A 25098-nucleotide genomic window follows, 5' to 3' on the forward strand; every position below is an offset into this window, starting at 1 on the left:
GAAAGTGTAACAAAAGCGGGACATTAAAAAAGTATAAAAAGTAACAAAAATGTGTATAAAAAAGCCCGCTATTTTTAGCGGGCTTAGAGTAAATGCCAATACGCTTCTTAGGCTTTATTCATTTGCTCAATAAACTTATTTGAGTCTTCAATCGACTTATTCATGTCATTCATGAGTAACTGAATATCACGTTTTAAGTTAGTAAATTCCCCTTTAATAGCGGAAACTGCCTGTGCATTTAAGTTGTGTTTTAAATACAGTACATTATCTTTTAGTGATGACAGCACGGGGTCCATTTTACTTTCAGCACTGCGCATTGAGCGAAGTAACTGACTAAACTGGCGCTCAGTCGTCTGTAGCTTTTTATTACTCTCACGTTTTAATGAAGCGCTTTTGTATTGCTCTAGTTCATCACGCCATTCCTCAAACAACGCATCAGCAACATCCTCTACTTTATTGATATTGGTTGATACATCATTTGCAGCTTGCAGGCTGGATTCGTAATCGTCATTAAGTTGATTGTAAGCATCTTGTAATTCGCCACCATCAAAATTAATTAACGTAGTAAGGCGTTCGAGTGCTGATTGAAATTCTTGTTGCGACTCTTGTTGTGAGTCTTTTGTTTCTTCAACGCGGTCAATTAAAATGTCACGTTTATGAACACCTACTTTTTCCATTGCCGAATAATAAGCAGACTGACAACCAGACAGCATCAGCATTAACGAGAGTATGGCTGTCCCTAATAATGTTTGTTTTTTCATCTGAATTCCTATTTACGAGTGTTAATGCTGTAAATTATGGCCTTGATTGTTATTATAATCAAAAGCTCACCAACAAAGTTAATTGTATGAATGATAAGCTCTCCCATTATAAACAGCAAGTTAAGGTGTTTCTAAAACAGCAACCAGGCTGGTGGATGCAATATTTAAATCGCTGTATAGACGATCAAATAACCATTAATGCAGGGTATTTAGCATACGTTACCTTGTTGTCGCTAGTTCCGTTGATAGCGGTTGGTGTAGCAATATTCTCTGCTTTTCCAGGGTTTGAATCCACCCGCTTAGCCATTGAAAGTTTTTTATTTACTAATTTTGTGCCGACCTCTTCTGATGTTATTAAAGAGCATATTAGCTCGTTTGCTGGTAATGCTAATCAAATGACGGCGGTAGGTATTGGCTTTTTAGCCGCTATTGCCTTGTTATTGATCCGCAATGTGGATGCAACTCTCAATCGTATTTGGCGAGTAAAGAAAAAACGCCCAATGATGATATCGTTTGCTGTGTATTGGATGGTACTGAGTTTGGGGCCTGTACTACTGGGTGCGAGTATTGGTGTCACCTCTTATATTGTGTCACTAGTGTCGTTTGCCGATCAGGGGATCCCAGGGTTTAGTGGTTTCTTATTAAAGCTTCTACCGTATGCTATCTCTATGGCTGGTTTTATTATGTTGTATACCTTAGTACCGAATACGCGTGTTTCATTTAGGGCGGCTATTCCTGGTGCACTGTTTGCTGCATTGTTATTTGAGCTAACCAAAAAAGGCTTTGCTTTATATATTAGCCATTTTCCATCATATGAAGTGATTTATGGTGCGGTAGCGACCATTCCTATTTTGTTTGTATGGGTGTACTTGTCGTGGGTAGTGGTGCTACTAGGTGCTGAATTTACCGTGTGTATTAACATGCAACATTATAATAAAAAAGAGCAACAAGCAGAGGATAGTGAGTAAATGCAGGGGCTAATTCAACGGGTAACACACGCCAGTGTGGCAATAGAGCAACAGGTCGTTGGTGAAATAAAACAAGGTATTGTATTACTGCTAGGTATTGAAAAAGAAGACGATGAGCGTGTTGCTGATAAACTACTACACAAAGTCAGCAATTATCGAATTTTTAGTGATGAACACGATAAAATGAACCTCAGCCTGAAGGATATACAAGGCGAGCTATTAGTCATATCGCAATTCACACTTGCAGCTGATACCAAAAAAGGCATGCGTCCTAGTTTTTCATCGGCAGCCACACCAGATCAAGCGCAAACCCTATATAATTACTTTGTCGAGCAAGCCAAATTACTCGGAATTAAGGTAGCGACAGGTGAATTTGCAGCCGACATGCAGGTTAGCTTATGTAACGATGGGCCGGTTACCTTCAACTTAACCGCTTAAAGTGTTTTTTCTACAATCACAATGTGATTTACAAATCCGGTGATTTTATGAATGCTAACAGTCTCCCCAAATACGCGCTTCAGTACATGTTGTAGCTGTGTAAGTTGGGAGGCATGTTGCGATAAAAAGTTAATAAATAAGATGCCCCGCTGAGCAAGCGCATCATAAATTGTTTGATAAAAACATAGATCAAATAAGAATCTAGGGGCGTCTAGTTCACTAAATAAATCTAAAATAATCCAATCTATATTCACCGCTGACTTTAAAACTGTTTGTGCGTCTTTACAGTAAATTTGGCCCTGTTCATTAAGGGCGAAAAAATCTTGATAACAGTTAATTATATGAGGGTTTTTTTCTACTGAAGTCAGCTGCGCTTGAGGGTACTGTTTTAATAAGTAGTTACGTATAGCACCGCCACCTAAACCGAGCTCAAGTATTTTTTTAGGCGCTGGTCGTTGCTGCCAAACCGTTGCTAAATAGGCAAGGTGAGGAAACAGTAATACTTGTGGACTCCGGGTTAAAATAACTGATTGCAAGGTGTTGTTAATAAGTAGCCAGCGCAGCTGTTGATGCTCTCGAACTTGTATATTTATGCCATGTTGATTATGCCAATAAAGTAACTGGCCTAGCGATGTACTATGCTCAATAAAGTGCCTGCTGATCAGGCCACTGCTATCATGGATATATTTATTCATGGTATTGAGCATAAACCAGCAGGGGTAAAGCGCAATCGATTTTGTCATTAATTTTTTACAGTCATTTATAGGAAACCAAAGTCGTATTTGCAGTTTTACCCAGATCGAGTATGGTGTTTTTCACAAAATGCACAGCGTAATATTTTTACATTTTTAATTTATGGAGTCTGTATGTTTCAAGTGAGCACCCCTCAAAGTAGTGAAGACTGGCAAGCCTATTATCAATTACGCTGGCAAGTTTTACGTGCACCATGGGGCGAACCTCGTGGTTCTGAGCAAGACGATTTAGAGCAAGAAGCTGAACACCGCTTTATTAAAAATAAAGCAGGTGAAGTATTGGGTGTAGCGCGTTTGCACTTTAATAACCAGCAACAAGCTCAAGTACGTTATATGGCGGTTGCAGAAGGTAACCGCAATCAACATATTGGTAGCCGCTTGTTACATGAACTCGAAAAAATAGCGTGGAATCAAGATGCTGATGAGTTGGTGCTGTTTGCTCGCGAACGTGCTCTGGAATTTTATCAGCGCCATGGCTACGAAAATAAAGAAAAAGCGCATTTAGCCTATGGTGATGTTCAGCATTATAAAATGGTTAAGCTTAAGCCGAGTGAACCAGGTTGGTTTCGTCACCCTAATTGGACTCAAGTACTGCAAAATACATGGCGTGAATCAATCCCTATTAGTGATGCAATGGGGATAAAAGTAGAAAGCTACACTGATTGGCAATTTACTACTCGGGCAGATTTAAATGCTAACTTAAACTTACACAACACCATGTTTGCGGGCTCTATTTATAGCCTAGCTACATTAACGGGTTGGGGTGCAACGTATTTAGCATTAAAAGAAGCCGGACTTGAGGGCAATATAGTGTTAGCCGATGCTAATATTAAATATTTAAAACCACTGAATACCGACCCTAAAGGCTGTGTTGATATTCAAACCTGTAAAGGTAACTTAATGGAGTTACAAGAGGCGGGTAAGGCGAGCTATTTAGTACCAGTAACCATTTTTGATGGTGACCAAGTAGTTGCCCAGTTTGAAGGGCTGTTTGTGGTTAAAAAGTGATAAAATAAACGAAAAAGCCAAGCGAGTTGCTTGGCTTTTTTTATAAGCATTTTTTACAGCAAGTCAGTTAGTAATATACCGACACCAAAGCGTTCAATATCGGCGTTATAGTCTATTAAACTCTCACCATAGCCATTAAAGTACTGCGCATAGCCGCGTACTCTTCCCCATAGAGGGAATGACCAATCAAGCTGAATTGCCCCGCGGTTATCTGAATTTAAATTATTACGAGTCATAAAACTAAATTCATGATCGTGAAAGCGATACGCGCCACCAAATTCAAAGTAACCCATGTATTTATAGATATCAGGGTTATCGTCACCTCGTGCATCTAACGGCGCGGGCTTTTTGTTTTCAGGAATGCGATACCAAGGTTTAAAGCTAAATACAAAGCCGTCTTTTTCCCAAATGAAATCGGCATAAATGCGATTCCAAGAACGCGAGTTTGGCTGACTACGACCATTAGATTGGTGCGAAATACCAATGGCTATTGCCATTTCATCGCCCCATAAAACGTTTTCAGGGTCTAAATAATTAATCCAAAATACTTCTGGTTCGTAATTTGTCTCACGAAAAGGGGAGGAAATATCGTCGTTATATACTTGCCAGTATGACTGCAGCGTAAAGCCAAAAAATATGGCTTGGTCTGAGTCGGCAAACTCATCATATAAAGGCACTTTAATTGATAGCTGATATTTAGCTTCGAGGTTATCGAGAGGGTCACCATCTTTTTTATCAGTTAATTCTGCAAATCCATCAAACGGGCGAGTGTTTGGGTTCGACATATAAGAAACCGGTAAAATATAATTACGTTTATGCGGTGTAATTACATTACGATTTTTTTTACCAACCGCTTCACGGGCTTGGCGTTTGTCGATAGCCGTTAGCTGCTTGTTTTCCTCAACGGCAGAGCATTTTTCGCGTAATTGATCGAGAGTTTGTTTACCGTCTCCACCTATCACTTCATTTAAAATACATTGCTTAACCAGCTCAAGTTCATTGTTTTGCTCGTTTTTTGCTGTTTCTTGTGCAATAACAGCAGTGCTTAGTAATGTTGAGAGTAGTATCCAGTGGCGCCAACTCATTATAATTCCTTTGTAAGTGAGGGAAGTAATAGATTTGTGGTAATTATAACGCCTTTTTAACACATATACGGTGAACTTGTCCTGAACTTTAATATGGCAAAAAAGAAAAGCGACCTAGGTCGCTTTTACTGGATAACTAGCTAATAACGCGCTAGTTAGACTCTCACGCAATGAGAAGGGGTGAGCTATAGCTCAAAGACGTTTGTAAAAAACTTATAAAGCTCAGTACCTTGGTTCACACTGGCTGAGGCAAAGTGCAATATCGCAATCGCATCAAGATCAAAGCTTAATGTTTGCAGTGGTTGCTCGCTTAAGTAGCGTTCCATTCGCAGTATTTTTGCTATCGGTTCGCCCGCTTTAATGTGACCACCAAGCGGTGCTAGGTATTCAACCATGCCACCCATAGGCGCATAGTAAGCAATATAATCATTTAGTTGGCAGCCATATCTTGTCATCACTTTTGGCTTGTAGGGCGCATCAGCAAATACCTGTTTGTGATTAAGATAACTTAAAATACTTTGAGCATCGTCAAGTGCCGCGCTTAAATCTATTTTCTCTTGGCTGCCAAGCTCTACCGTAAAGGCTTCAACTTGCACGTTAAATTCACGGCCTTGCTGAGCAAGTTGCTCGCTAAGTTGCCACCATGGACAAAAACTGGCTTCATCCATTGCGCCATCAAAGTCATTAGGGATCACTAGCACATGGGGAATATTAAAGTAACGCGCACTTTCAGTGGCATATTCAGGGCAATATAAGTGCTGACTAGAAATAGGGCCGGTGTGTAAATCTAAAACAATATCAGCTTGATGCGCTAGTCTTTGTAAGTTTAGCGCTATGCGTTTACCCGTTGTTAAACGATAGTCTGGGCTATTAAGTTGTTGCTCAACGTCACTAATTAGCGCTGCTTTAAACGCTGTTTTTAGAATCTGATCATCGGCATCGCAATACTGCTTTGCAAAATGTGATGCAAGCTGATTATTACAGTGATACATACGATTCCAATTTGTGCCGGTAATAGGATCGAATCGGCCAAGCGTAAATTCGCCTGACTTTTGATTACAGCCAATGGGGTTAGCGTAGGGAACTAAGGTAATATCACCTTTTAAATTAAGGTTTTTTAGCTGTTCAAGTAGCTGATAAATAACCGCGTTACCTTGCACTTCGGCGCCATGCATATTAGCTTGTATATACACACTTGGGCCTGTGCCATCGCCTTTTAAACGATACACAGGAATAGTCAGTGGTAGGCCATTTGCCACTTCACCAACTACAATGTTTTCTTGGCTTATAGCTGTGGTGTTATTCATCTTTTTTACCTCAAGTAGTGGCTTGCATCTTCTGCTTGGCGAATACAGTTGATTTCGCCATGGTGTATAACATATTCACCGGCCAGTTCATGACATAAAAAGTACGGCATGCTTTCGGTAAAACCATACGCACCGCATTGACTAAACACCAGCCAGTCATGTTCATTTAAATCGCCCGGCAATTGGTGCTCCCCTAAGCAATCCAGCGCAGTACATAATGGCCCATATAGGCTCATTGCTTGGTTTACTGCGTTTGAATCTCGTAATAAACGCGCAGGGAAATCTTGACTGGTGACCGCTGGGCGCAATAAATGATTAATACCGCCACTCATAATCACCTGTTGTTGGCCGTAGTTTAATTTGCGCTCAACCACAGGTGTGGCGTAGTGGCCGCATTCGCCGACAGCATAGCGGCCTAGTTCCATCCACAGCTCTTTAACACCCGCATCGCGTTTAATTTTTGCAAGGGCTGCTATTAATGCATCCCAGCTTAAAGTCGGATCATTAAGGGTGTAAGGAATACCTAAACCGCCACCTAAATCTAGAATATTAAGGTTAATACTTAAATGCTCAGCAAGTTGCTTTAACGGTGTAATCATTTGCGACCACAGATCGGCAAGTTTGTCGCTGCTGAGCATGTTACCCCACTGAAAAATATGTAGGCCATCAAAGCTCAGTGCTGTGTAGTCATTAGTATTTAGCGATTGCCATTCATCGCAGCCAAGCCCAAATGGGGTGAGGCTGTCGCCACCTAGTGGGTTTTTATCACCCTCGGGCCAGCGTAATTGAACACGCAGCAAAACCTGTAACTGACACTGCTGGGCAATCGCTTGCTCGTTGAGCCAACGTACCTGATTGAGACTTTCGGCCACAAAGATACGTACGCCACTCGCAATAAAGTGCTTAATTTGTTTAGGGCTTTTTGCAGGCCCCGTGTTGAGCACGCGTTCACTGTTAACTCCTTGGGCAAGTACTTGCTCAAGCTCGCCTTTACTGGCGACATCAAAGTTAAAACCAGCGTTATCTAAGCGTTGGATCACGCTAGATAACGGGTTCGCTTTAACTGCATACCAGAGTTTTACTTCGGTTTGTGCCACTAAACGGGTTAAATGTGTGTTCAATGAATCAAGATCATAAACAAAAAAAGGCGTATCAAGTTGGCTTGCTAGCTTATCAATAGCGCTTTTAACGGGCGTGCTCAAAAAGGTCATTAACGTAAAACCTCTTCCAGAAGTAATGATGCGTCACTTTGCTCGTCACGGTATTTAACAATTAAGGCACACGACATACTTAAGCCTTGAGCACGTGCCCAGTCGTTTGACGCAGGGCGAGAACCCGGGATCACAATCGCGTATTCAGGGATTGCTTCTCCTTTATCAAGCTGGCGCTCATTAACGCAGTCAAAAACAGGAATGGTTGCAGATAAGCGAACACCCGGGGCAAGTACCGCGCCTTTTTTAACCACCACGCCTTCAACAATCACACAGCCTGCACCGATGAATGCATCGTCTTCTATGACCACAGGGCTGGCGCCAATAGGCTCAAGTACCCCGCCTAATTGTACCGCAGCGCTCAAATGAACATTTTTACCCACTTGCGCACATGAGCCAACCAATGCGTGGCTATCTACCATAGTGCCCTCGTCAATGAAGGCGCCAATATTTACGTACGCAGGTGGCATAATAATAGTGCCTTTGGCAACATGTGCACCACGGCGCACACTTGAACCACCTGGCACCATGCGAACGCCAGCTGTGGCTTCAAAGCTTTGCGGCGCTAGATTATGTTTATCAACAAAGCCACCAGGAAACTCCATGTTAGTGCCGTTTTTAAACGCCTCTAAAATGCCTTGTTTTACTTCTACGTTAGCGTGCCATTGGCCGTTTTCGTCTTGTGTTGCTGCGCGAACTGCGCCCGTTTCTAAATTATTTAATAGTTCTAACCAGCTCATTATAAAAACCTGTATTTAATGCCAAGATAAAATGGTGTTGTTTGCCGATGAAATGTCATCTGTGTGTGTCAGCTCAAGGTGTGTTAAAGGTGGACGTAAGTGCGGACTGCTAATACGCCCTTGTAAATGCATTAACACTTTGACTGGGATAGGGTTTGCTACTGAAAATAAGCTATTGATAGCGCTAGACCACTGGGCAAAAAGATTAGGGTGTTGGCCGCTTAAACTGCGCTTTACAAACTCATGAGTTTGCACTGGCCATGCATTGGCTGCAACCGACACTAAACCTTTTGCACCTGCTTGGGCAAAATAAGGCATGAGGGCATCGTCACCACTAAAAATGGCTAATTCAGGCGCTGCTTGTCGATAGGCTTCAAATTGAGAAATACAGCCACTGGCCTCTTTAAGTGCCCATAAATTTTTATGTTGTTTGAGGTTTTCAATGGTTGCAATAGGAATGCTAACCGCGCTACGTCCTGGCACATTATAAAGCATACAAGGGTGAGAACTGGCATCTAGCAGGCTTTCAAACCAATGCGTTTGCCCCAGTGCGCCTGGTTTGGCGTACAAAGGTGATCCAAGTAAAAAACCATGAATAGGCAGTTGGTTGCAGTAGTTAACCCATTCAAGCTGCTGCTTTAAGTTACTACCACCGACTGCAACCATAAGCGGGACGCTCGGCTGTAATTGGCAGACATGCTCTACGATGGCTTGCTGCTCTTTTAGGGTAAGGGCTAACCCTTCGCCAGTGCTACCAAGTAATAAAATGCCATTGTTAGCGGCTTCTTGCTCGGCCACCAAGGTATTTAAGGTTGCGTAATCAACTAGGCCATTTTGATCAAATGGGGTGATCAGTGCAGTCCATAAATGGAAATTGTTAATATTGAAGTTGTTGATCATCTCTCACGAACTTATAGGGCATTCGTCGAGTTATTGGCGGGTATTTAGGGTGCCGGACTCTTTGAATGTATTTATAATTCGAAGAGCGAATGGGCTTAAATAATAAGGCGCACGGCCTTATTATACTAAGACCAGAAGCTCTCCACCAAATATGTTATTGGTGACAGTCGCTAGGATTCAACCTAGTCGCCCGAAGTAACCTTTCACAAAAAAGTATTACCTCTCGGCGTTAATTCCCCTCACGTATGCTCAATGGAGTTTGCGCTCCTAACATACGCTACCTGAATAACGCACCTCTTCCAGCCCTTTGCACTTGCTATTGAAAAATCAATCAGCAAATACAATGTAATAGGGTAAGTGTGGCGATTAAACCACTTTAGCCGTCTAGGTGTCAAGTGACTAAATACAGATAGATTCATCCCAATTGACAGTTATTACGTATTGGCTGCTTTTCTCGTACACTAGCCTCATAGCAGAAGTAAGGTATTAAGCAGATGGAAAAATTTAGCGATATTTATAAGCGTGCAGTAGAGCGAAAGGGCTCTGAAAAAATGCTTAAATTATTACTCGCAAAACCTTTATCAACAAAGCAACTCGTTACATTAAGTGATGATGATTGGCTAGAAGAATTTACGCGGAAGGTTTTTCAAAGTGGTTTTTATTGGTCGGTGATCAACAGTAAATGGGCCGGATTTAGAGAGGTTTTTTGGGATTTCAGTGTTGAAAAACTATTGATGATGCCACCAGACATGTTAGAGCAAAAAGCCAGTGATGAGCGGATTGTACGCAATTATAAAAAAGTAAAAACCATTACTGAAAATGCGTATATGATCCACGAGGTTGCAGCGCAACACGGCAGCTTTAGTCAGTTTATTGCTAACTGGCCAAGTGAGGATATTATTGGCTTGTGGGCCTATTTAAAAAAGCATGGTGCGAGGCTTGGTGGTAATACCGGTCCTTATGCGTTGCGTGCCTTAGGAAAAGATACTTTTTTACTTTCAAGGGATGTAGAGAGCTATTTGCGTGCCCATAAAATTATAGACGGTGGCTTACAAACTAAAAAGTCACTGATTGCAGCGCAGGCATTCTTCAATGAGCTACAGCAACAAAGCGGCTTGAGTATGCAAGAGCTAAGCTTAATTGTCGCTTATGGTGTCGGCGACAACCGTATAGGTATAAGCCAACAACAACAGGATTAAACATGAAATTAGTGCCAAGGTATACCGACATTGGTGAGGGGTTTGCAATTAGCGATCATCCAGCCAAGGTGGCAGCGCCACAATTATTGTTATGGAATGAGCCCTTAGCCGAACAATTTAATATACAAGTGAATGCCGATTCTCGGGCAAGTGTATTCAGCGGTAATGAGCCCCAAGCTGTTTCTGCAGTTGCACTTGGGTATTCGGGGCATCAGTTTGGTCACTTTTCTCCGCGCTTAGGAGACGGGCGAGCGCATTTACTTGGCGCGATTAGTGATGATAAAAACCAGCTTTGGGATGTGCAGTTAAAAGGCGCTGGCGCTACGCCATTTTCGCGTGGTGGCGATGGGCGCTGTGCATTAGGTCCCGCCATTCGCGAGTACGTAATGAGCGAAGCAATGTACGCGCTTGGTATTCCAACCACGCGTTGTTTAGCCGTGGTTGGTAGTGGCGAAACCGTTTATCGTAACCCGCCTCAACCTGGCGCTATTGTAACGCGACTCGCGAGTAGTCATATTCGAGTGGGTTCGTTTCAATATTTAGCCACCCAAGGCGATGTTACCAGTTTAAAAAAATTAGCCGACTTAGCCATTCAAAGACATTACCCTGAAATTAACAGCACTGGCGCCCAGCGTTACTTGGATTTTTTAGCGGCGGTGATTAGTCGTCAGGTTAACTTAGTCATAAGCTGGATGAGGGTGGGATTTATTCATGGTGTCATGAATACCGACAACACCTTAATTAGTGGTGAAACCATAGATTACGGCCCATGTGCCATGATGAACCAGTTTGATTTTGATACCGTGTTTAGCTCTATTGATAAGCAAGGACGTTACGCATTTGGTAATCAGCCAAACATGGCGAGTTGGAACTGCGCTCGCTTAGCAGAGAGTTTAATGGCACTAATAAGTGACGATGATGAGCAAGCTGTAGCAATGCTGACACCTATCATTGCAGACTTTTCGACCCAATTTAATCAACAATTTAGCACCATGTGGGTACAAAAGTTAGGACTAAAAGCATCATCTTATGAGCAACACAATGAGCTGGTGGGGGAGTTACTTGGATTACTTAAAGAGCACCAGCTAGATTACACCAATACCTTTGATGCACTCACTGAATCGTTAAATGGTCAGAGTAAAATACCGCCAGCACTTGGTGAGTGGGTAAAGCAGTGGCAGGCACACACAGATGAGCATAGCTATCAAGTGATGCGACAAGCCAACCCAAGTGTTATTCCACGTAATCATATTATTGAAGAGATTATTTCTCAGTACATAACACAGGGTGAAAGTGAGATGCTTACACGATTTTTTGATGTGTTAGCAACCCCTTATGCGAGCCATGGGCAAGCCAGTGAATTTAAAGAAGCTCCTAAAGATGATAAGAATTACCGTACTTTTTGTGGTACTTAAGCATGGTTTTGTGTGTTTAGGAATGAACATAAAAGGTCATTTTTTACCCTGGCGATGTTCATTCATAGAGCAAACTATGAACGGGTGATACCATAATACCCACAAAGGCCAGTGATCGTATGGGGTTTAAAGCGATTGTTTGCTATTTGGACTAGTATTAGTTGATCAACACTTTTATGGGCTAGTTTAATTATCCTGAGATATTAAAAATATATTCTACGTTAAGTATTGATTAACAAAGGCTAAGCTATTGTATAGATAAGTTAGAAGAGCTAGCAATGTTTAGCTACATTTTTTAGTTGTTAAAATGGGAAGAAAACAATGAAATTAAAATCACTTACAATTGCCATTGCGTTAGCTGCAACTAGCGCATCTACTTTTGCTGCTGAGCAAGAAGGTTTTTACATCGGCGCATTTGGCGACTACTACGATGCTTCATGGAAAAACATGCGTGAGCAAGCTGGCCTTGACGTGAATGAGTCAACAGGTTGGGGTGCTGAATTAGGTTACCGCTTTAATGATTACTGGAGCGCGCGTTTAGAGTACGCAGATCTAGACTTCAATGCTCACGACAAAGTATTGAACAATCGCAACGATATTGACGGCGAACGTTACGGTATCGATGCGCTTTACCACTTTGGTGGCGGTCCTTTTTACGGTTTATTCGGTCTGAAAGATATTGATGTTGTTGATGACAACACGTTTGTAAACGCAGGTGTAGGTTACCGACACTTTGTTACAGACAACTTCTTTGTAAATGCTGAAACCAGCGTTTACCAAGGTTTAGACAAAGGCTACACAGATGTTGGCGCAAAATTAGGTATTAACTACTTCTTTGGCCAAAAATCAGCGCCAGTAGCAGTGGTTGAGCCAGCACCTGAGCCAGAAATTGTTCCAGTACCAGTAACACCTGTAGACACTGACAAAGACAGTATTCCAGATATTGATGATAAATGTGCTAACACACCGATGACAGATGCGGTTGATAGCGATGGCTGTACACTTTATGAAGATACTGAAGTAACAGTAAGCTTGTTAGTGACATTCCCTAACAATGATTCATCTGTATCTAATCAATACTTAAATGATATTGATGCAGTGGCTTCTTTCTTGAACGATCACCCTGATACAACAGTATTACTTGAAGGTCACACTTCAGAAGTAGGTAAAGCATCTTACAACAAGTGGTTATCTAAAAAACGTGCTGATGCAGTAGCTAAAAAGCTAATTGCTGATGGTATTGCAGAAGATCGCATTACAACAGCTGGTTTAGGTGAAGAGCGTCTTAAAAATCCAGCAAATACGGCAGAAGCTCACGCTGAAAACCGTCGCGTTGAAGCAAAAGTAAAATCTATTAAACGTGTAAAAGTACTACGTTAATAGTTTTATAATTGAGTAAAAACCCAGCTTAGGCTGGGTTTTTTTATGCCAGTAATAGGTATTCATGAAAGTTGATTTTACTTAACCTACTATTCATATTATTAATAATGGATATAACTAGTTGCCCAGGTGGATGGATTTTAATCTATACATAAAAGCTTTATAATTGAGCGTTAGAATACTATAAGTATTGGGTTATAGTGTATTTTGTAAACACTACCGAATACTTTCACGTCACCAAGAGGGCAATACTGTGCTACAAGAATATCGTAAACACGTAGAAGAACGTGCCGCGTTAGGTATCGTACCAGCGCCATTAGATGCTCAGCAAACGGCTGATCTTATTGAGCTAATTAAAACTCCACCGGCAGGCGAAGAAGAATTCGTCCTAGAACTACTAATCAACCGTGTACCACCGGGTGTTGATGATGCAGCCTATATTAAAGCTGGTTTTTTAGCGGCAGTTGCAAAAGGTGAAGCAGTCTCTCCACTTCTCTCTAAAGAAAAAGCAGCTGAATTGCTTGGTACTATGCTTGGTGGATACAATATCGCGCCAATGGTTGACCTACTTGATGACGAAGCGTTAGCGCCAATCGTAGTTAAGGGCCTCGCAAACACTTTATTAATGTTTGATGCGTTTTACGATGTAGAAGAAAAAGCAAAAGCAGGTAATACATACGCCAAACAAATTATTGAGTCTTGGGCTGCCGCAGAATGGTTTACTAATAAGCCAGCTGTTGCTGAAAAAATCTCGGTTACTGTATTTAAAGTCACTGGTGAGACAAACACTGATGACTTATCACCCGCTCCAGATGCATGGTCACGCCCTGATATCCCACTTCACGCACTAGCGATGCTTAAAACAGAACGTGATGGTATTAACCCTGATAAAAACGGTGAAGTAGGTCCTGTCACTCAACTTGAAGAATTAAAAACTAAAGGGTTACCACTTGCTTACGTAGGTGATGTTGTTGGTACCGGGTCTTCACGTAAATCTGCTACTAACTCCGTGCTTTGGTTTATGGGTGCTGATATCCCATTTGTTCCAAATAAGCGCGTAGGTGGTGTCTGTTTAGGTAACAAGATTGCGCCTATCTTTTTCAATACAATGGAAGACTCGGGTGCATTACCAATCGAATTAAATGTTGATGAATTCAACATGGGTGATCAAATAGATATTTACCCTTATGAAGGTGTTGTTAAGCGCCACGGTACTGATGACGTGATCTCTACGTTTGCACTTAAATCAGAGGTCATTCTTGATGAGGTTCGTGCTGGTGGTCGTATTCCACTGATCATTGGTCGCGGCCTTACAGACAAAGCACGTACGTCTCTAGGTTTAGGTGCAACTGACGTATTTAAAGTACCCGCTGTAACTGAAGTATCAGATAAAGGCTTTACACTTGCGCAAAAAATGGTGGGTAAAGCATGTAACGTTACCGGTATTCGCCCTGGCCAATATTGTGAACCTAAAATGACCACGGTTGGCTCGCAAGATACCACCGGTCCTATGACACGTGATGAGCTTAAAGATTTAGCCTGTTTAGGTTTCTCTGCAGATTTAACTATGCAGTCTTTTTGTCATACATCGGCTTACCCTAAACCAATTGACGTAAACACGCATCATACACTTCCTGATTTTATTATGAACCGTGGCGGTGTATCGCTTCGTCCAGGTGATGGTGTAATTCACTCATGGTTGAACCGTATGTTATTGCCAGACACCGTAGGTACCGGTGGTGATTCACATACACGTTTCCCATTAGGTATTTCATTTCCTGCGGGTTCGGGTGCGGTCGCATTTGCAGCAGCAACGGGTGTTATGCCACTTGATATGCCTGAATCGATTTTGGTTCGCTTTAAAGGTGAAATGCAACCAGGTATTACGTTACGTGACCTCGTTCATGCCATCCCTTACTACGGTATTAAAGAAGGCCTATTAACGGTTGAGAAGAAAGGCAAAATCAACGAATTCTCTGGCCGTATTCTAGAAATTGAAGGGGTTGAGCACTTAACCGTTGAGCAAGCATTTGAATTATCTGATGCATCAGCAGAGCGTTCAGCCGCTGGTTGTACTGTTAAGCTTTCTAAAGAGTCGATCAGCGAATACCTTGAGTCTAACATTGTTATGCTTAAGTGGATGATTTCTGAAGGTTACGGTGATGTACGTACGATTGAACGCCGCATTACTGCAATGCAAGAATGGCTAGCTAATCCAGAACTAATGGAAGCGGACAAAGATGCAGAGTACAAGCATGTGCTTGAAATCGACTTAGCCGAGATTAAAGAGCCAGTACTGTGTGCGCCAAATGACCCAGATGATGCGCGCTTACTGTCTGATGTGACAGGTGAGAAAATTGATGAGGTATTTATCGGTTCTTGTATGACTAACATTGGTCACTTCCGTGCAGCAGGTAAATTACTCGATGGTTTTACAGGTCGTATCCCAACACAGCTTTGGGTTGCACCACCAACGAAAATGGACAAAGACCAACTTACAGACGAGGGTTACTACGGTATCTTTGGTCGTGTTGGAGCACGTATTGAAACGCCAGGGTGTTCATTGTGTATGGGTAACCAAGCACGTGTTGCAGATAAAGCAACGGTTGTGTCTACTTCCACACGTAACTTCCCTAACCGTTTAGGCACAGGCGCAAACGTATTCTTAGCTTCAGCAGAGCTGGCAGCAGTAGCGGCAATTTTAGGTAAATTACCTACACCTGCTGAGTACCAAGAATATGCAGCGAAAATCAATGCAACGGCAGCAGATACTTACCGTTACTTGAACTTCCACCGTATGCCTCAGTACACTAAAAAAGCAGACAACGTAATTATTCAACAAGCTGTATAATTTATAGAGTTTGTTTAAAAACCCGCTTCGGCGGGTTTTTTATTAGCTAAATTAAATATTAGATAGATAATGCTAAATTTATTCGATGATTGTATTAACTTGCGTTAAATGCCGTTATTATTATGGTTAATAAAGCAAAAAATCCTCTCTATATGCATTAAAATCCCTACCAATATTATCATTATTATAAGCAGGATTTTATGACCGCATTAAACAACCAGAATTTACTGCAACTTCGTTTTATTAACCAAGCCAACATTGATTTGGTTAAGCCTTCTTTTGATAACTTACCTGCAAACCCATATGCAGATGGTGCGTTTCGCAAACGCCGTTATTCAGTAGTTAAACTACAAAATGGTGAGCTTAATCTTCAAGCGACTAAAGCGTTTGTGCAAGACGATTCAATTAATACCTTTCAAGGTAATGTTGAACGTACTTACGAAAATTTAGAGCAAAGCTTGCTTGAGTCTGAGGGTATGAAAAGTATTGTTAGCGAATTTTGTGCGATTACCGGTATTGATGCAGAGCGTGATATTGAAATTCACCAATTTAGAATGCTTGCCATTGATAGCGACACGCCAGCAGCCCCAGAAGGTGTGCATCAAGACGGGTTTGATCATGTGTGTGTATGTGGTGTTTCTCATGAGAATTTAGAAGGTGGTGAGCTATTGGTTTATGAAAACCAACAAGCTGAACCGTGTTTTAAAATGGAAATAAAAGACGGTATGTTTGCACTAATTAATGACCGTCAGGTATGGCATAACGCCACGCCAATGAACAAGATTGATGCTAATAAACCAGGTTACCTGGATTGTTTTGTACTAACTGCTTAAGAGAAATAAAATGAATTTAATGCAATTGCGCGCGCAATTTCCCGCTTTAATGCAAACGGTTGATGGCAAGTCACCGGTATTTTTAGATGGGCCAGGTGGCTCACAAGTACCCCAGCCGGTACTGAGTGCCATGACCGCTTATTTAGGGCATTACAATTCAAACTTGGGCGGTGCGTTTTTCTCAAGTGACAAAACGGTTGAGCTGATGGCTAATGCGCGTCAAGCGGCGGCTGATTTGTTAAATGCGCCGAGTGTACAAAACATTGTGTTTGGCCCGAACATGACCAGCCTAACATTTAGCTTTAGTCGCGCGATTTCACGCGACTGGCAAGCAGGCGATGAAATTATTGTGACCAATGCAGATCATTTTTCAAATGTATCGTCTTGGCAGCAAGCAGCTGAAGATAAAGGCGCAGTGGTTAACACTGCGCTTATTAACGAAGCCGATTGCAGTTTAGATATGGTGCATTTTGAAAGCTTATTAAACGCTAACACTAAATTGGTTGCGGTTACATATGCATCAAATACCACAGGCTCTATTAACGATATTAAACGCATTATAGAGCTTGCTCACAATGTCGGTGCATTGGTGTATGTTGATGCTGTGCATTATGCCCCTCATGAACTAATAGATGTGCAAGCGTTAGATTGTGACTTTTTAGCGTGTTCTGCATATAAGTTTTTTGGCCCGCACTTAGGCATGGTTTACGGTAAAGCTTCGCATTTAGAAGGGTTTACACCTTATAAAGTAGAGCCAGCAAAAGATGTTGCTCCAGGCCGCTGGGAAACCGGCACACAAAGTTTTGAAGCACTAGCGGGCTTTATTGCGGCGGTTGATTACATTGCGGCAATTAGCGAGCTTAATGACAGTCACTCACGCCGAGAAAAACTACGTGTTGCGTTTGAAAAAACGAAACAACACGAGATGGCGCTTAGTGAATACTTTTTAATTCGCCTGGTTAATTACCCGCGTATTAAATTGTTTGGTATTGATGACTTAGCACGCTTAAGTGAGCGTACCCCTACGTTTGCACTGACCTTTGAAGGGTTAGAGCCTCGCCAAGTGTCTGAATTTTTGGGCAAACAACATGTATGTGTATGGGATGGTAATTTTTACGCCCAAGGTTTATGCAAACAACTTGGTGTGCTTGATAAGGGCGGCGTAGTACGCATTGGTTGCATGCACTACAACACCCTAGAAGAAATGGACACGCTATTTAATTTGTTTGATGAGCTTCTAGGTTAAATCCTTATTTATTAAACACTTTTTAAAGCCATAAGTAAAAATTACTTATGGCTTTTTTATTGGCTGATTACCTAGCTTTGCGGCGTTCCATAAATTTGCTCTGCTCGATTAAACAAAACCCATGAGGTTAAAATATACTTATCGTTTGATACTGGCTTATTGCCTCTATGTGTATGCGTGAAATACCCTGGGGCAACCACCATGGAGCCTTTTTTAGGGGCTATTTTTTTATTTTGATAATAAAACTCGGTTTCTCCGCCTTCCTCAACATCATTTAAATAAAACATAAATAACAACACCCGATGCAACGCTTCGTTATGCTGTAACTGCGGATACACCTCACTATGCCAATACGGATAGCCCCCTTTATTGACCTCATATTTTTGTGCTTGAATATTACCGAGCCTAAAAATTTGCTGCACCAGTAAAGGAAGTTGTGGTTTACCTACTTCGTCATAATTGGCATGAGTCAAATCTACCGGCTGACCTGTTTTTGGGTGATACACTTTTAAACCAAATGCCCCAATCATCATAAAAATATGTTCTTCAATGTATTTAAAAACATACTGTGCAGTGGTTTGTTGAATATGTTTTAATTGTTCTGCGTATTCAGGATGATTGTTTAAGTGTAGGTCGTGGCTATCTTTTTTATTAAGATCAACGCCGCCCGATGTCATCCCTTGTTTAATATGCGGGCTTTGAGAAAAGGTGGTGATAAAGTTATCACAAAAGTCACTGCTGAGCGCGTTGTCATACACGCGAATAAAGTCCGTCATGAGTTACCTGTTTAATTATTATGGATTATTATGTTTACTGAAAAAGTGATGCCGCGCTTTAGCGAAACGGATGCACTCGGACACATCAACAATACCGTACTCCCAGTTTGGTTTGAAGCCGCCCGAGTACCTATTTTTAAATTTTTTACCCCTGATCTTAATCCTCACAACTGGAAGTTAATTATTGCTAAGGTTGAAGTGTCGTTTGTCGGCGAGCTATTTTATGCTCATGAAGTGACAATTAACACCAGCATAGAGCAGATTGGTAATAGCTCATTTGTGATCCGCCAAGAAGCCTGGCAGCAAGATAAGTGTTGCGCTATTGGTAAAACGGTCATGGTACGTTATGACTTTGCCAGCAAAACAAAGCAAATGCTTTCGGCTGATGAAAAAGCTGCATTAACACAGCACCTTGTTGCAACGAGTTAATCGCAGCTTAGCTGTGGCAAGCAGGGTGTAAGGGCCTGTTGACCCTTCAAGGTTAAATTTACAGCAGTCTTTTTGGTATTTAGGCAAGGCAGAGCCTATGTAGTGTGGTTATTCCCCATAAATAGGCGATAACGTAGCATCAATGCCAAATAGGCGCTGCCCAAAGGGTTCTGCCTAGGGTCTATTGACTCTTTGTTGCTCGGTTTTTACTTAGCCCACTAGGTCACAAACCTCGCGCCGCGATTAAATAGCCCCTAGTTTGAATAAATTTTAATCCGCAAGATCAACAGGCCCTAGTCAAATATTGCCCCAGGGCAATGACTTGTTTTTCAGTAAAACGCAGTCCGAGCTTAGTTCTGCGCCAAAGTATATCTGCGCTGCTTTTTGCCCATTCATGGTTTACTAAGTAATCAACTTCTTGTGCATATAAGCCATGGCCAAAGTGATAACCTAAATCGCCGATTGCTTGGCTTTTACCCAATAATTGATAACTAAGCGTGCCATAGCTGCGAGCCATACGTTTTAAGGTGTCGGTTGGCAGCCAAGGATAGCTGCTTTCTAACTGAGCGATAAGGTATGCTTGGTTACTAAAGTCGCCGCCTGGTAAAGGGGGGTTTTTCGTCCACGAGCCACTCATCTTTGGGTAAAAAGGCGCTAACTTATTGACGGCATTTTCTGCAAGCTTTCTATAAGTGGTAATTTTACCACCAAACACACTTAATAATGGAGCATGATCAGCCTCATTATTTAATATCAGTTTGTAATCGCGGGTGACCGCTTGGGCATCTGTTGATTTGTCATCTAACAGCGGGCGCACGCCACTGAACGTGTGCACAATATCCGCTTCGCTTATTGGCTTTTTAAAGTAATGATTAGTAATACTGATCAGGTACTCGATTTCTTGCTCACTAATTTTTACATCAGTAATATCGCCGATGTACTCTTCATCCGTGGTGCCAATCAGTGAGTAATCTTGCTCATAAGGAATCACAAATACAATACGGTTATCTTCATTTTGTAAAATATAGGCAACTGGCTGGCTATGAATTCGAGGCACCACAATATGACTGCCTTTCACAAGACGAACAGTATGTGGTGTGGGCTGGGTAAATACATCTTCAAATAATGATGCTACCCAAGGGCCTGCAGCATTTACAACACTTTTAGCCTTAATGTTTAGGTGTTGTTTGCTGGCTTGTTGCTCTAAAATCACATCCCAATAGTCTGCGTTACGGATGGCTTTAATACAGCGCGTGCGTGTTGCAATGGTGGCACCCAAATTATGCGCTGCTTGTGCGTTTAAAATCACTAAACGTGCGTCATCAACCCAGCCGTCTGCATATTCAAAGCCTTGGGTAATGCTACTGTTAAGAACGCTATCGCTGTTAAACTCAATCGCCTTTGAAGCAGGTAAAGTATTACGCTTGGTTAGGTGGTCGTAAATAAATAACCCCACACGAATCATCCATGGCGATCGTAAATGTGTTTGATGCGGCAGTCGAAAAGACAGTGGCCACATAATATGCGGTGCTTTTTTTAACAGTACTTCACGCTCACGCAAGGCCTCTCTTACCAATCTAAATTGATAATTCTCTAAATAGCGAAGCCCGCCATGAATAAGTTTGCTGCTATTAGAGGAGGTGGCAGAGGCTAAATCGTTCTGCTCACATAAGAGTACTTTTAAGCCACGACCACTGGCATCGGCAGCAATGCCAGCGCCGTTAATGCCGCCGCCAATAATGAGTAAGTCATATTCGTTATCGTGTACGCTCATAGATTCTTAGTCACTCTTGTCGTCAGTGCTATTAGAAAGTCTAACTTGTGCAATGCAATGTAGCCACTTTGCATATAAATCGTTGCGCTCTTCACTGCTCATGGTGGGTTCAAAGCGACGATCGCTTTTCCACATGCTGGCAAGCTGCGCCGTTGATTTATAAACCCCAGTTTGTAGGCCTGCTAAGTAGGCAACCCCCAATGAAGTGGTTTCAGTTAAGGTTGGGCGCTCAACACTGGCACCTAAAATGTTAGCTAAAAATGCCATGGCCCAATTATTGTTTGCCATGCCACCATCAACTCTTAAAATACTAGGGCGAAGCCCGTCACCCTCCATAGCTTTTTGTAAATCTTTGGTTTGATAACCCACCGACTGTAAGGCGGCTGCCACAATGGTGCTAATGCCTGAGTCTCGGGTTAGGCCTAAAATAGCACCTCTTGCATTTGCATCCCAATAGGGAGCACCTAAGCCGGTAAACGAGGGGACTAAAAACACCCCATGATCTAAGGGAACATCTTTGACAAGCGCTTCACTTTCTCTCGCGTTTTCTAATAACTTTAAGCCTTCTACTATCCATTGCATGGTGGCACCCGCCATAAAAATGCTGCCTTCAATCGCATAGGTGGGTTTGCCGTTGAGCCGATATGCAAGAGTGGTTAATAACCGGTTATTTGACTTAAGCGCTTTTTCACCAGTGTTAAGCATTAAAAAGCAGCCCGTACCGTAGGTACTTTTTGCCATACCTTCTTCAAAACAGGCTTGACCAATTAAAGCGGCTTGCTGATCGCCAGCAATACCACAAATAGGAACTTCACCACCGAACAACTCGCTGCTTGTCATTCCAAAATCAGCCGCTGAGTCCATTACCTCAGGTAACATAGTCAGTGGAATATCAAATAAAGTCAGCAACTCTTCATCCCAGCATTGCTGATGAATATTAAACAGTAAAGTTCGTGAGGCATTGGTGGCATCGGTTTTATGAGCTTTCCCGTTAGTGAGTTGCCATAGTAGGTAACTATCAACAGTGCCAAAGGCCAGTTCGCCTGCGTGTGCTTGCTCTTTGGCGCCGGTGACGTTATCTAAAATCCAACGGATTTTGGTTGCAGAAAAGTAAGGGTCGAGTACTAAACCGGTTTTATCATTCACCATTTGTGTATGCCCAGCATGACGTAAACTATCGCAATATTCACTGGTGCGTCGATCTTGCCACACAATCGCGTTATAAATAGGTTGCCCAGTTTTTTTATTCCACACTAAAGTGGTCTCTCGCTGATTAGCAATGCCGATGGCAATTATATCGGCGGCAGTCACTCGTTGCTGCGCTAAGAGGTTTTTAACGCTGGTTAATACAGTTTGCCAAATATCTACAGGATCGTGTTCAACCCAACCATTTTTTACAAAATGCTGAGGAAAGGTTTGTTGAGCGCTCCCTAGCACCTGTGCATCTTGGGTATATAAAATAGCCCGAGAGCTTGTTGTTCCTTGATCAATCGAGAGTAAGTATTTAGCCATAAAAAATAACGTTGTTTAATTTAGATAAAGATAGCTTGTCTTTAAGCTAAGTAAATAGCAATGCTTTTGCACCATGATGGTTAAAGTTATGATTAGCATAGGGTAGGAAAGGGGAAATGAAAATTTAATTTTGGCGCCTATTACTTAATAGACGCCAAGTAATAGCAATTAATTAGCAGCCGTTAATTGTTGATGTAACCAATCTTTCAATACCATTCTGTCATGCTTTAGCTGCTGCATAGCGTCGTCATCGATAGGTGAGTCTTGTAGCTCAAGTACCCGAATTTCTTTATCGATTTCATTATATTGTTTTGCTTTGGTTGCAAAGTTTTCATCATTTGCATTGAGTTTTGCAATAGTTTGCGTGTAATCAGGAAAGTCTTTAGTTAATGAATGGTCTTCGCCTAACATAGGTTACTCCTTGCTTATACGTATTTAATACTCTGTTGAATAATGCAGGTCACTTTATTTATAGATAGTCTGTGACTGCCCAATTACTCATACAATAGAGCTTGGGCTGATTTAAAATAAATCAACCATTGCTGATTGTAAGTCGGCTATTTGTATTTGCTGGGCTGCAAAACACTGACACCTGCAAAGCCTTCAGTTAGAATATGCCTGCAATTCCTAATTACTTTGAGTACTCTATTACATGCTTTTAATGATCGATAACTACGATTCGTTTACCTACAATTTGGTACAGTATTTTCAACGATTAGATCAAGAAGTGTTGGTAAAACGTAACGACCAAATAACACTGAGCGAAATTAAACAGTTAAACCCCGATCACATTGTTATTTCTCCAGGCCCTAAAAGCCCTAATGAGGCTGGGGTTTCGTTATCTGTGGTGGAGCAATTTAAAGGAACTTATCCTATATTAGGTATTTGCCTAGGGCATCAAACGATTGCTCAGGTACTCGGCGGGAAAGTAGTGCGAGCTAAACAGGTGATGCATGGCAAAACATCGCCAATATATCATCAGCATCAAGGTATGTTTAAAGGTTTACCTAACCCGCTGACAGTGTGCCGCTACCATTCTTTAATTGTTGAAGCACACTCATTGCCTAAAGCACTAGAAGTCACAGCGTGGACTCAAAGCAACACTGGGCAGCGTGATGAAATTATGGGATTATTACATAACGAGCTCGCGCTCGAAGGCGTGCAATTTCATCCTGAAGCAATTTTGACAGAGCAAGGCTTAGCTTTACTTGATAACTTTTTAACACGCTTCTAGGCTTATACCTGCAAGCTATTTACTTTTTCCCTAAGATAGAGCTTATGACCGACACATTGCAGCAACAGCGTATTGTTAACGTGCTACATCAACGAGCGCATGATTTGCTACTGGGTCATAGTTTTGCCAACCAGCAAATAGGCTTTATTCATACCTTAGATCTCAATGATGGTAAACCGGTTAAAAATCGTACCTTATTAGAAGTCGAAGTGGCTGCGCAGCAAAAGCGTCAACAAAAAAGCACTTCACATCAAAAGTTGCAGGCAAAAACCAGTCAAAAATTACATACGGTTATTGAGACCGTGATGGCCAAGCGCCTTGAAGACATAGACTCTGTTATTAAAGACACTATTGGCATAGATGACAATGTGTCCGCGATACTTGATATTCTTGCAACTCGTGCGGCATCGGTTGGTCGTTTAGAGCCGTTAATTAACGACTTAAATTGGCTTGGACGAGAGTTGGTTACCTTAGTTAATTTACCTTTTTATCGTAAGCAACGCAGTAAAAGTACCTCAGTCAAAGTAGACACCCCAGCACTGGCATTACGCTACGTCGGTTTAGATAACTTACAACTGGTAGTGCCTACTTTTTGTGTGCGTCACTGGATGCCACACAGCACAGCACCATTTCCGCTATTAAAGCGCAGATTAAAAGACAACACCATGTCCTGTGCCATTGCGGCGCAAACGCTTGCTCAACTTAATGGGGTAAACCCCATGCATGCATTTACCCTGGGCATGTTACTGAATGTGGGGCAAATTGCTTTAGTACGTTTATATTTAAAAGTGTTTGATCAGGTATGGCAACGCAAAGTACAGCGTGCTCGTGAAGAAGGTGACAAAAACCTACATACCGCGTTATTGGAGTTAAAGCCCGACCCGCTATTTTTAACGACACTGCTGAATGAAAAATCATTGCTTGTTAGCGCTAAGGTGATTGAGAGCATGTCATTTAAATATTTGCCGTTTGACAGTGTTATGCAGCAGTTAGTGAATGGAGTAGCAAAGGGCGATAGTTTATTGCCATTAGCGCAAGTAATTTTAAAAGCGCGTTGTTACTCTCAGTACTTAAATTTAAAAGAGCACCAGCTTATTGAAGACGATGAATTACAAAGCTGGTTTAGCTATTATCAGTTCACTAAAAAAGAGTTAGATACCTTACAAACAGGTAATTTTACTAATTTGGCACTGCAAATTGATTAAATCTGTTAATTTTTTTGCGACTATTCATTCACTTTAATTCTACTTCCTCATGTGCTGTTGGTTTATAAGCGCCA

General features: G+C 41.8%; 23 protein-coding genes and 1 riboswitch. Of the genes, 12 read left to right on the top strand and 11 right to left on the bottom strand.

Annotated features, from left to right (window positions below):
* Positions 1–107: 107 nt before the first annotated feature.
* Complete coding sequence (locus AC27JR_RS14210) at positions 108–761, bottom strand: DUF2959 domain-containing protein (RefSeq protein WP_487173953.1); 654 nt, start codon at positions 759–761, stop codon at positions 108–110.
* Positions 762–847: 86 nt separating this feature from the next.
* On the opposite strand from AC27JR_RS14210, the gene AC27JR_RS14215 reads away from it, so the two are divergent.
* Together AC27JR_RS14215 and dtd are read left to right on the top strand one after the other, a co-directional pair.
* Positions 848–1729 carry a virulence factor BrkB family protein gene (locus AC27JR_RS14215; protein ID WP_036984554.1) on the top strand — a complete coding sequence of 294 codons (882 nt, stop codon included), beginning with the start codon at positions 848–850 and terminating at the stop codon, positions 1727–1729.
* Complete coding sequence (gene dtd, locus AC27JR_RS14220) at positions 1730–2167, top strand: D-aminoacyl-tRNA deacylase (RefSeq protein ID WP_008468772.1); 438 nt, start codon at positions 1730–1732, stop codon at positions 2165–2167.
* On the opposite strand, the gene AC27JR_RS14225 is transcribed toward dtd, so the two are convergent.
* Positions 2164–2910, bottom strand: a complete 747-nt coding sequence (locus AC27JR_RS14225; RefSeq protein WP_487173954.1) for a spermidine synthase — start codon at positions 2908–2910, stop codon at positions 2164–2166. The genes dtd and AC27JR_RS14225 overlap by 4 nt on opposite strands.
* A gap of 123 nt (positions 2911–3033) precedes the next feature.
* On the opposite strand from AC27JR_RS14225, the gene AC27JR_RS14230 reads away from it, so the two are divergent.
* The gene (locus AC27JR_RS14230; protein ID WP_487173955.1) at positions 3034–3927 is read left to right on the top strand and encodes a bifunctional GNAT family N-acetyltransferase/hotdog fold thioesterase; all 894 of its coding nucleotides are present in this window, start codon (positions 3034–3036) and stop codon (positions 3925–3927) included.
* A gap of 53 nt (positions 3928–3980) precedes the next feature.
* On the opposite strand, the gene AC27JR_RS14235 is transcribed toward AC27JR_RS14230, so the two are convergent.
* The 5 genes from AC27JR_RS14235 to dapA form a co-directional block, all read right to left on the bottom strand.
* Positions 3981–5012, bottom strand: coding sequence for a phospholipase A (locus AC27JR_RS14235; RefSeq protein ID WP_487173956.1), 1032 nt, complete (start codon positions 5010–5012; stop codon positions 3981–3983).
* Positions 5013–5197: 185 nt separating this feature from the next.
* Entirely contained in the window at positions 5198–6319 is a 1122-nt protein-coding gene (locus AC27JR_RS14240) for a succinylglutamate desuccinylase/aspartoacylase family protein (RefSeq protein WP_487173957.1), read from the bottom strand.
* Between the two features lie 5 nt (positions 6320–6324).
* Positions 6325–7530 carry a PLP-dependent decarboxylase gene (locus AC27JR_RS14245; protein WP_487173958.1) on the bottom strand — a complete coding sequence of 402 codons (1206 nt, stop codon included), beginning with the start codon at positions 7528–7530 and terminating at the stop codon, positions 6325–6327.
* Entirely contained in the window at positions 7530–8270 is a 741-nt protein-coding gene (locus tag AC27JR_RS14250; RefSeq protein ID WP_008468782.1) for a 2,3,4,5-tetrahydropyridine-2,6-dicarboxylate N-succinyltransferase, read from the bottom strand. Before AC27JR_RS14250 ends, AC27JR_RS14245 begins: the two co-directional genes overlap by 1 nt.
* Positions 8271–8285: 15 nt before the next feature.
* Positions 8286–9170, bottom strand: a complete 885-nt coding sequence (gene dapA, locus AC27JR_RS14255; RefSeq protein ID WP_131690323.1) for a 4-hydroxy-tetrahydrodipicolinate synthase — start codon at positions 9168–9170, stop codon at positions 8286–8288.
* A 127-nt stretch (positions 9171–9297) separates the two neighbouring features.
* A riboswitch (Lysine riboswitch) is annotated at positions 9298–9477 on the bottom strand.
* A gap of 187 nt (positions 9478–9664) precedes the next feature.
* Here dapA and AC27JR_RS14260 point away from each other — a divergent pair.
* From AC27JR_RS14260 to AC27JR_RS14285, 6 genes are all read left to right on the top strand, one after another.
* Entirely contained in the window at positions 9665–10369 is a 705-nt protein-coding gene (locus tag AC27JR_RS14260) for a DNA-3-methyladenine glycosylase I (RefSeq protein WP_487173959.1), read from the top strand.
* A gap of 2 nt (positions 10370–10371) precedes the next feature.
* On the top strand, positions 10372–11784 hold the full coding sequence (locus AC27JR_RS14265) for a protein adenylyltransferase SelO (protein ID WP_487173960.1): 1413 nt from the start codon (positions 10372–10374) through the stop codon (positions 11782–11784).
* Between the two features lie 321 nt (positions 11785–12105).
* Positions 12106–13164 carry an OmpA family protein gene (locus AC27JR_RS14270; RefSeq protein WP_008468790.1) on the top strand — a complete coding sequence of 353 codons (1059 nt, stop codon included), beginning with the start codon at positions 12106–12108 and terminating at the stop codon, positions 13162–13164.
* 253 nt (positions 13165–13417) lie between these two features.
* Positions 13418–16015: a bifunctional aconitate hydratase 2/2-methylisocitrate dehydratase gene (gene acnB, locus AC27JR_RS14275; RefSeq protein WP_487173961.1), complete on the top strand. Its 2598-nt coding sequence runs from the start codon at positions 13418–13420 to the stop codon at positions 16013–16015.
* 200 nt (positions 16016–16215) lie between these two features.
* A complete protein-coding gene (locus AC27JR_RS14280) occupies positions 16216–16848 on the top strand; it encodes a 2OG-Fe dioxygenase family protein (protein ID WP_008108423.1) in 633 nt (210 codons plus the stop codon).
* A 10-nt stretch (positions 16849–16858) separates the two neighbouring features.
* On the top strand, positions 16859–18094 hold the full coding sequence (locus tag AC27JR_RS14285; protein WP_487173962.1) for a cysteine desulfurase-like protein: 1236 nt from the start codon (positions 16859–16861) through the stop codon (positions 18092–18094).
* Between the two features lie 71 nt (positions 18095–18165).
* Here AC27JR_RS14285 and AC27JR_RS14290 read toward each other — a convergent pair whose 3' ends face one another.
* Positions 18166–18870, bottom strand: coding sequence for a 2OG-Fe(II) oxygenase (locus AC27JR_RS14290; protein ID WP_076919455.1), 705 nt, complete (start codon positions 18868–18870; stop codon positions 18166–18168).
* Between the two features lie 30 nt (positions 18871–18900).
* Here AC27JR_RS14290 and AC27JR_RS14295 point away from each other — a divergent pair, with 30 nt between their 5' ends.
* Positions 18901–19299, top strand: coding sequence for an acyl-CoA thioesterase (locus tag AC27JR_RS14295; protein WP_008108428.1), 399 nt, complete (start codon positions 18901–18903; stop codon positions 19297–19299).
* 283 nt (positions 19300–19582) lie between these two features.
* On the opposite strand, the gene glpD is transcribed toward AC27JR_RS14295, so the two are convergent.
* The 3 genes from glpD to AC27JR_RS14310 all read right to left on the bottom strand — a co-directional run bounded on the left by glpD (position 19583) and on the right by AC27JR_RS14310 (position 22996).
* Positions 19583–21073, bottom strand: a complete 1491-nt coding sequence (glpD, locus tag AC27JR_RS14300) for a glycerol-3-phosphate dehydrogenase (RefSeq protein ID WP_008468797.1) — start codon at positions 21071–21073, stop codon at positions 19583–19585.
* Between the two features lie 6 nt (positions 21074–21079).
* Positions 21080–22585 carry a glycerol kinase GlpK gene (gene glpK / locus AC27JR_RS14305; RefSeq protein WP_487173963.1) on the bottom strand — a complete coding sequence of 502 codons (1506 nt, stop codon included), beginning with the start codon at positions 22583–22585 and terminating at the stop codon, positions 21080–21082.
* 168 nt (positions 22586–22753) lie between these two features.
* Positions 22754–22996, bottom strand: coding sequence for an HP1242/YdcH family protein (locus AC27JR_RS14310; RefSeq protein ID WP_372859133.1), 243 nt, complete (start codon positions 22994–22996; stop codon positions 22754–22756).
* Positions 22997–23237: 241 nt separating this feature from the next.
* Between AC27JR_RS14310 and AC27JR_RS14315 the strand changes: the two genes are divergently transcribed.
* Positions 23238–23819, top strand: a complete 582-nt coding sequence (locus AC27JR_RS14315) for an anthranilate synthase component II (RefSeq protein ID WP_008108433.1) — start codon at positions 23238–23240, stop codon at positions 23817–23819.
* A 44-nt stretch (positions 23820–23863) separates the two neighbouring features.
* Positions 23864–25024: an HDOD domain-containing protein gene (locus AC27JR_RS14320; RefSeq protein ID WP_487173964.1), complete on the top strand. Its 1161-nt coding sequence runs from the start codon at positions 23864–23866 to the stop codon at positions 25022–25024.
* Positions 25025–25098 lie beyond the last annotated feature (74 nt).

The sequence above is a fragment of the Pseudoalteromonas sp. NH0006-26 genome (assembly GCF_057552415.1).

Coding starts and splice junctions, on each gene's coding strand:
- AC27JR_RS14210 (WP_487173953.1), bottom strand. CDS start 761: ATGAAAAAACAAACATTATTAGGGACAGCCATACTCTCGTTAATGCTG.
- AC27JR_RS14215 (WP_036984554.1), top strand. CDS start 848: ATGAATGATAAGCTCTCCCATTATAAACAGCAAGTTAAGGTGTTTCTA.
- dtd (WP_008468772.1), top strand. CDS start 1,730: ATGCAGGGGCTAATTCAACGGGTAACACACGCCAGTGTGGCAATAGAG.
- AC27JR_RS14225 (WP_487173954.1), bottom strand. CDS start 2,910: ATGACAAAATCGATTGCGCTTTACCCCTGCTGGTTTATGCTCAATACC.
- AC27JR_RS14230 (WP_487173955.1), top strand. CDS start 3,034: ATGTTTCAAGTGAGCACCCCTCAAAGTAGTGAAGACTGGCAAGCCTAT.
- AC27JR_RS14235 (WP_487173956.1), bottom strand. CDS start 5,012: ATGAGTTGGCGCCACTGGATACTACTCTCAACATTACTAAGCACTGCT.
- AC27JR_RS14240 (WP_487173957.1), bottom strand. CDS start 6,319: ATGAATAACACCACAGCTATAAGCCAAGAAAACATTGTAGTTGGTGAA.
- AC27JR_RS14245 (WP_487173958.1), bottom strand. CDS start 7,530: ATGACCTTTTTGAGCACGCCCGTTAAAAGCGCTATTGATAAGCTAGCA.
- AC27JR_RS14250 (WP_008468782.1), bottom strand. CDS start 8,270: ATGAGCTGGTTAGAACTATTAAATAATTTAGAAACGGGCGCAGTTCGC.
- dapA (WP_131690323.1), bottom strand. CDS start 9,170: ATGATCAACAACTTCAATATTAACAATTTCCATTTATGGACTGCACTG.
- AC27JR_RS14260 (WP_487173959.1), top strand. CDS start 9,665: ATGGAAAAATTTAGCGATATTTATAAGCGTGCAGTAGAGCGAAAGGGC.
- AC27JR_RS14265 (WP_487173960.1), top strand. CDS start 10,372: ATGAAATTAGTGCCAAGGTATACCGACATTGGTGAGGGGTTTGCAATT.
- AC27JR_RS14270 (WP_008468790.1), top strand. CDS start 12,106: ATGAAATTAAAATCACTTACAATTGCCATTGCGTTAGCTGCAACTAGC.
- AC27JR_RS14280 (WP_008108423.1), top strand. CDS start 16,216: ATGACCGCATTAAACAACCAGAATTTACTGCAACTTCGTTTTATTAAC.
- AC27JR_RS14285 (WP_487173962.1), top strand. CDS start 16,859: ATGAATTTAATGCAATTGCGCGCGCAATTTCCCGCTTTAATGCAAACG.
- AC27JR_RS14290 (WP_076919455.1), bottom strand. CDS start 18,870: ATGACGGACTTTATTCGCGTGTATGACAACGCGCTCAGCAGTGACTTT.
- AC27JR_RS14295 (WP_008108428.1), top strand. CDS start 18,901: ATGTTTACTGAAAAAGTGATGCCGCGCTTTAGCGAAACGGATGCACTC.
- glpD (WP_008468797.1), bottom strand. CDS start 21,073: ATGAGCGTACACGATAACGAATATGACTTACTCATTATTGGCGGCGGC.
- glpK (WP_487173963.1), bottom strand. CDS start 22,585: ATGGCTAAATACTTACTCTCGATTGATCAAGGAACAACAAGCTCTCGG.
- AC27JR_RS14310 (WP_372859133.1), bottom strand. CDS start 22,996: ATGTTAGGCGAAGACCATTCATTAACTAAAGACTTTCCTGATTACACG.
- AC27JR_RS14315 (WP_008108433.1), top strand. CDS start 23,238: ATGCTTTTAATGATCGATAACTACGATTCGTTTACCTACAATTTGGTA.
- AC27JR_RS14320 (WP_487173964.1), top strand. CDS start 23,864: ATGACCGACACATTGCAGCAACAGCGTATTGTTAACGTGCTACATCAA.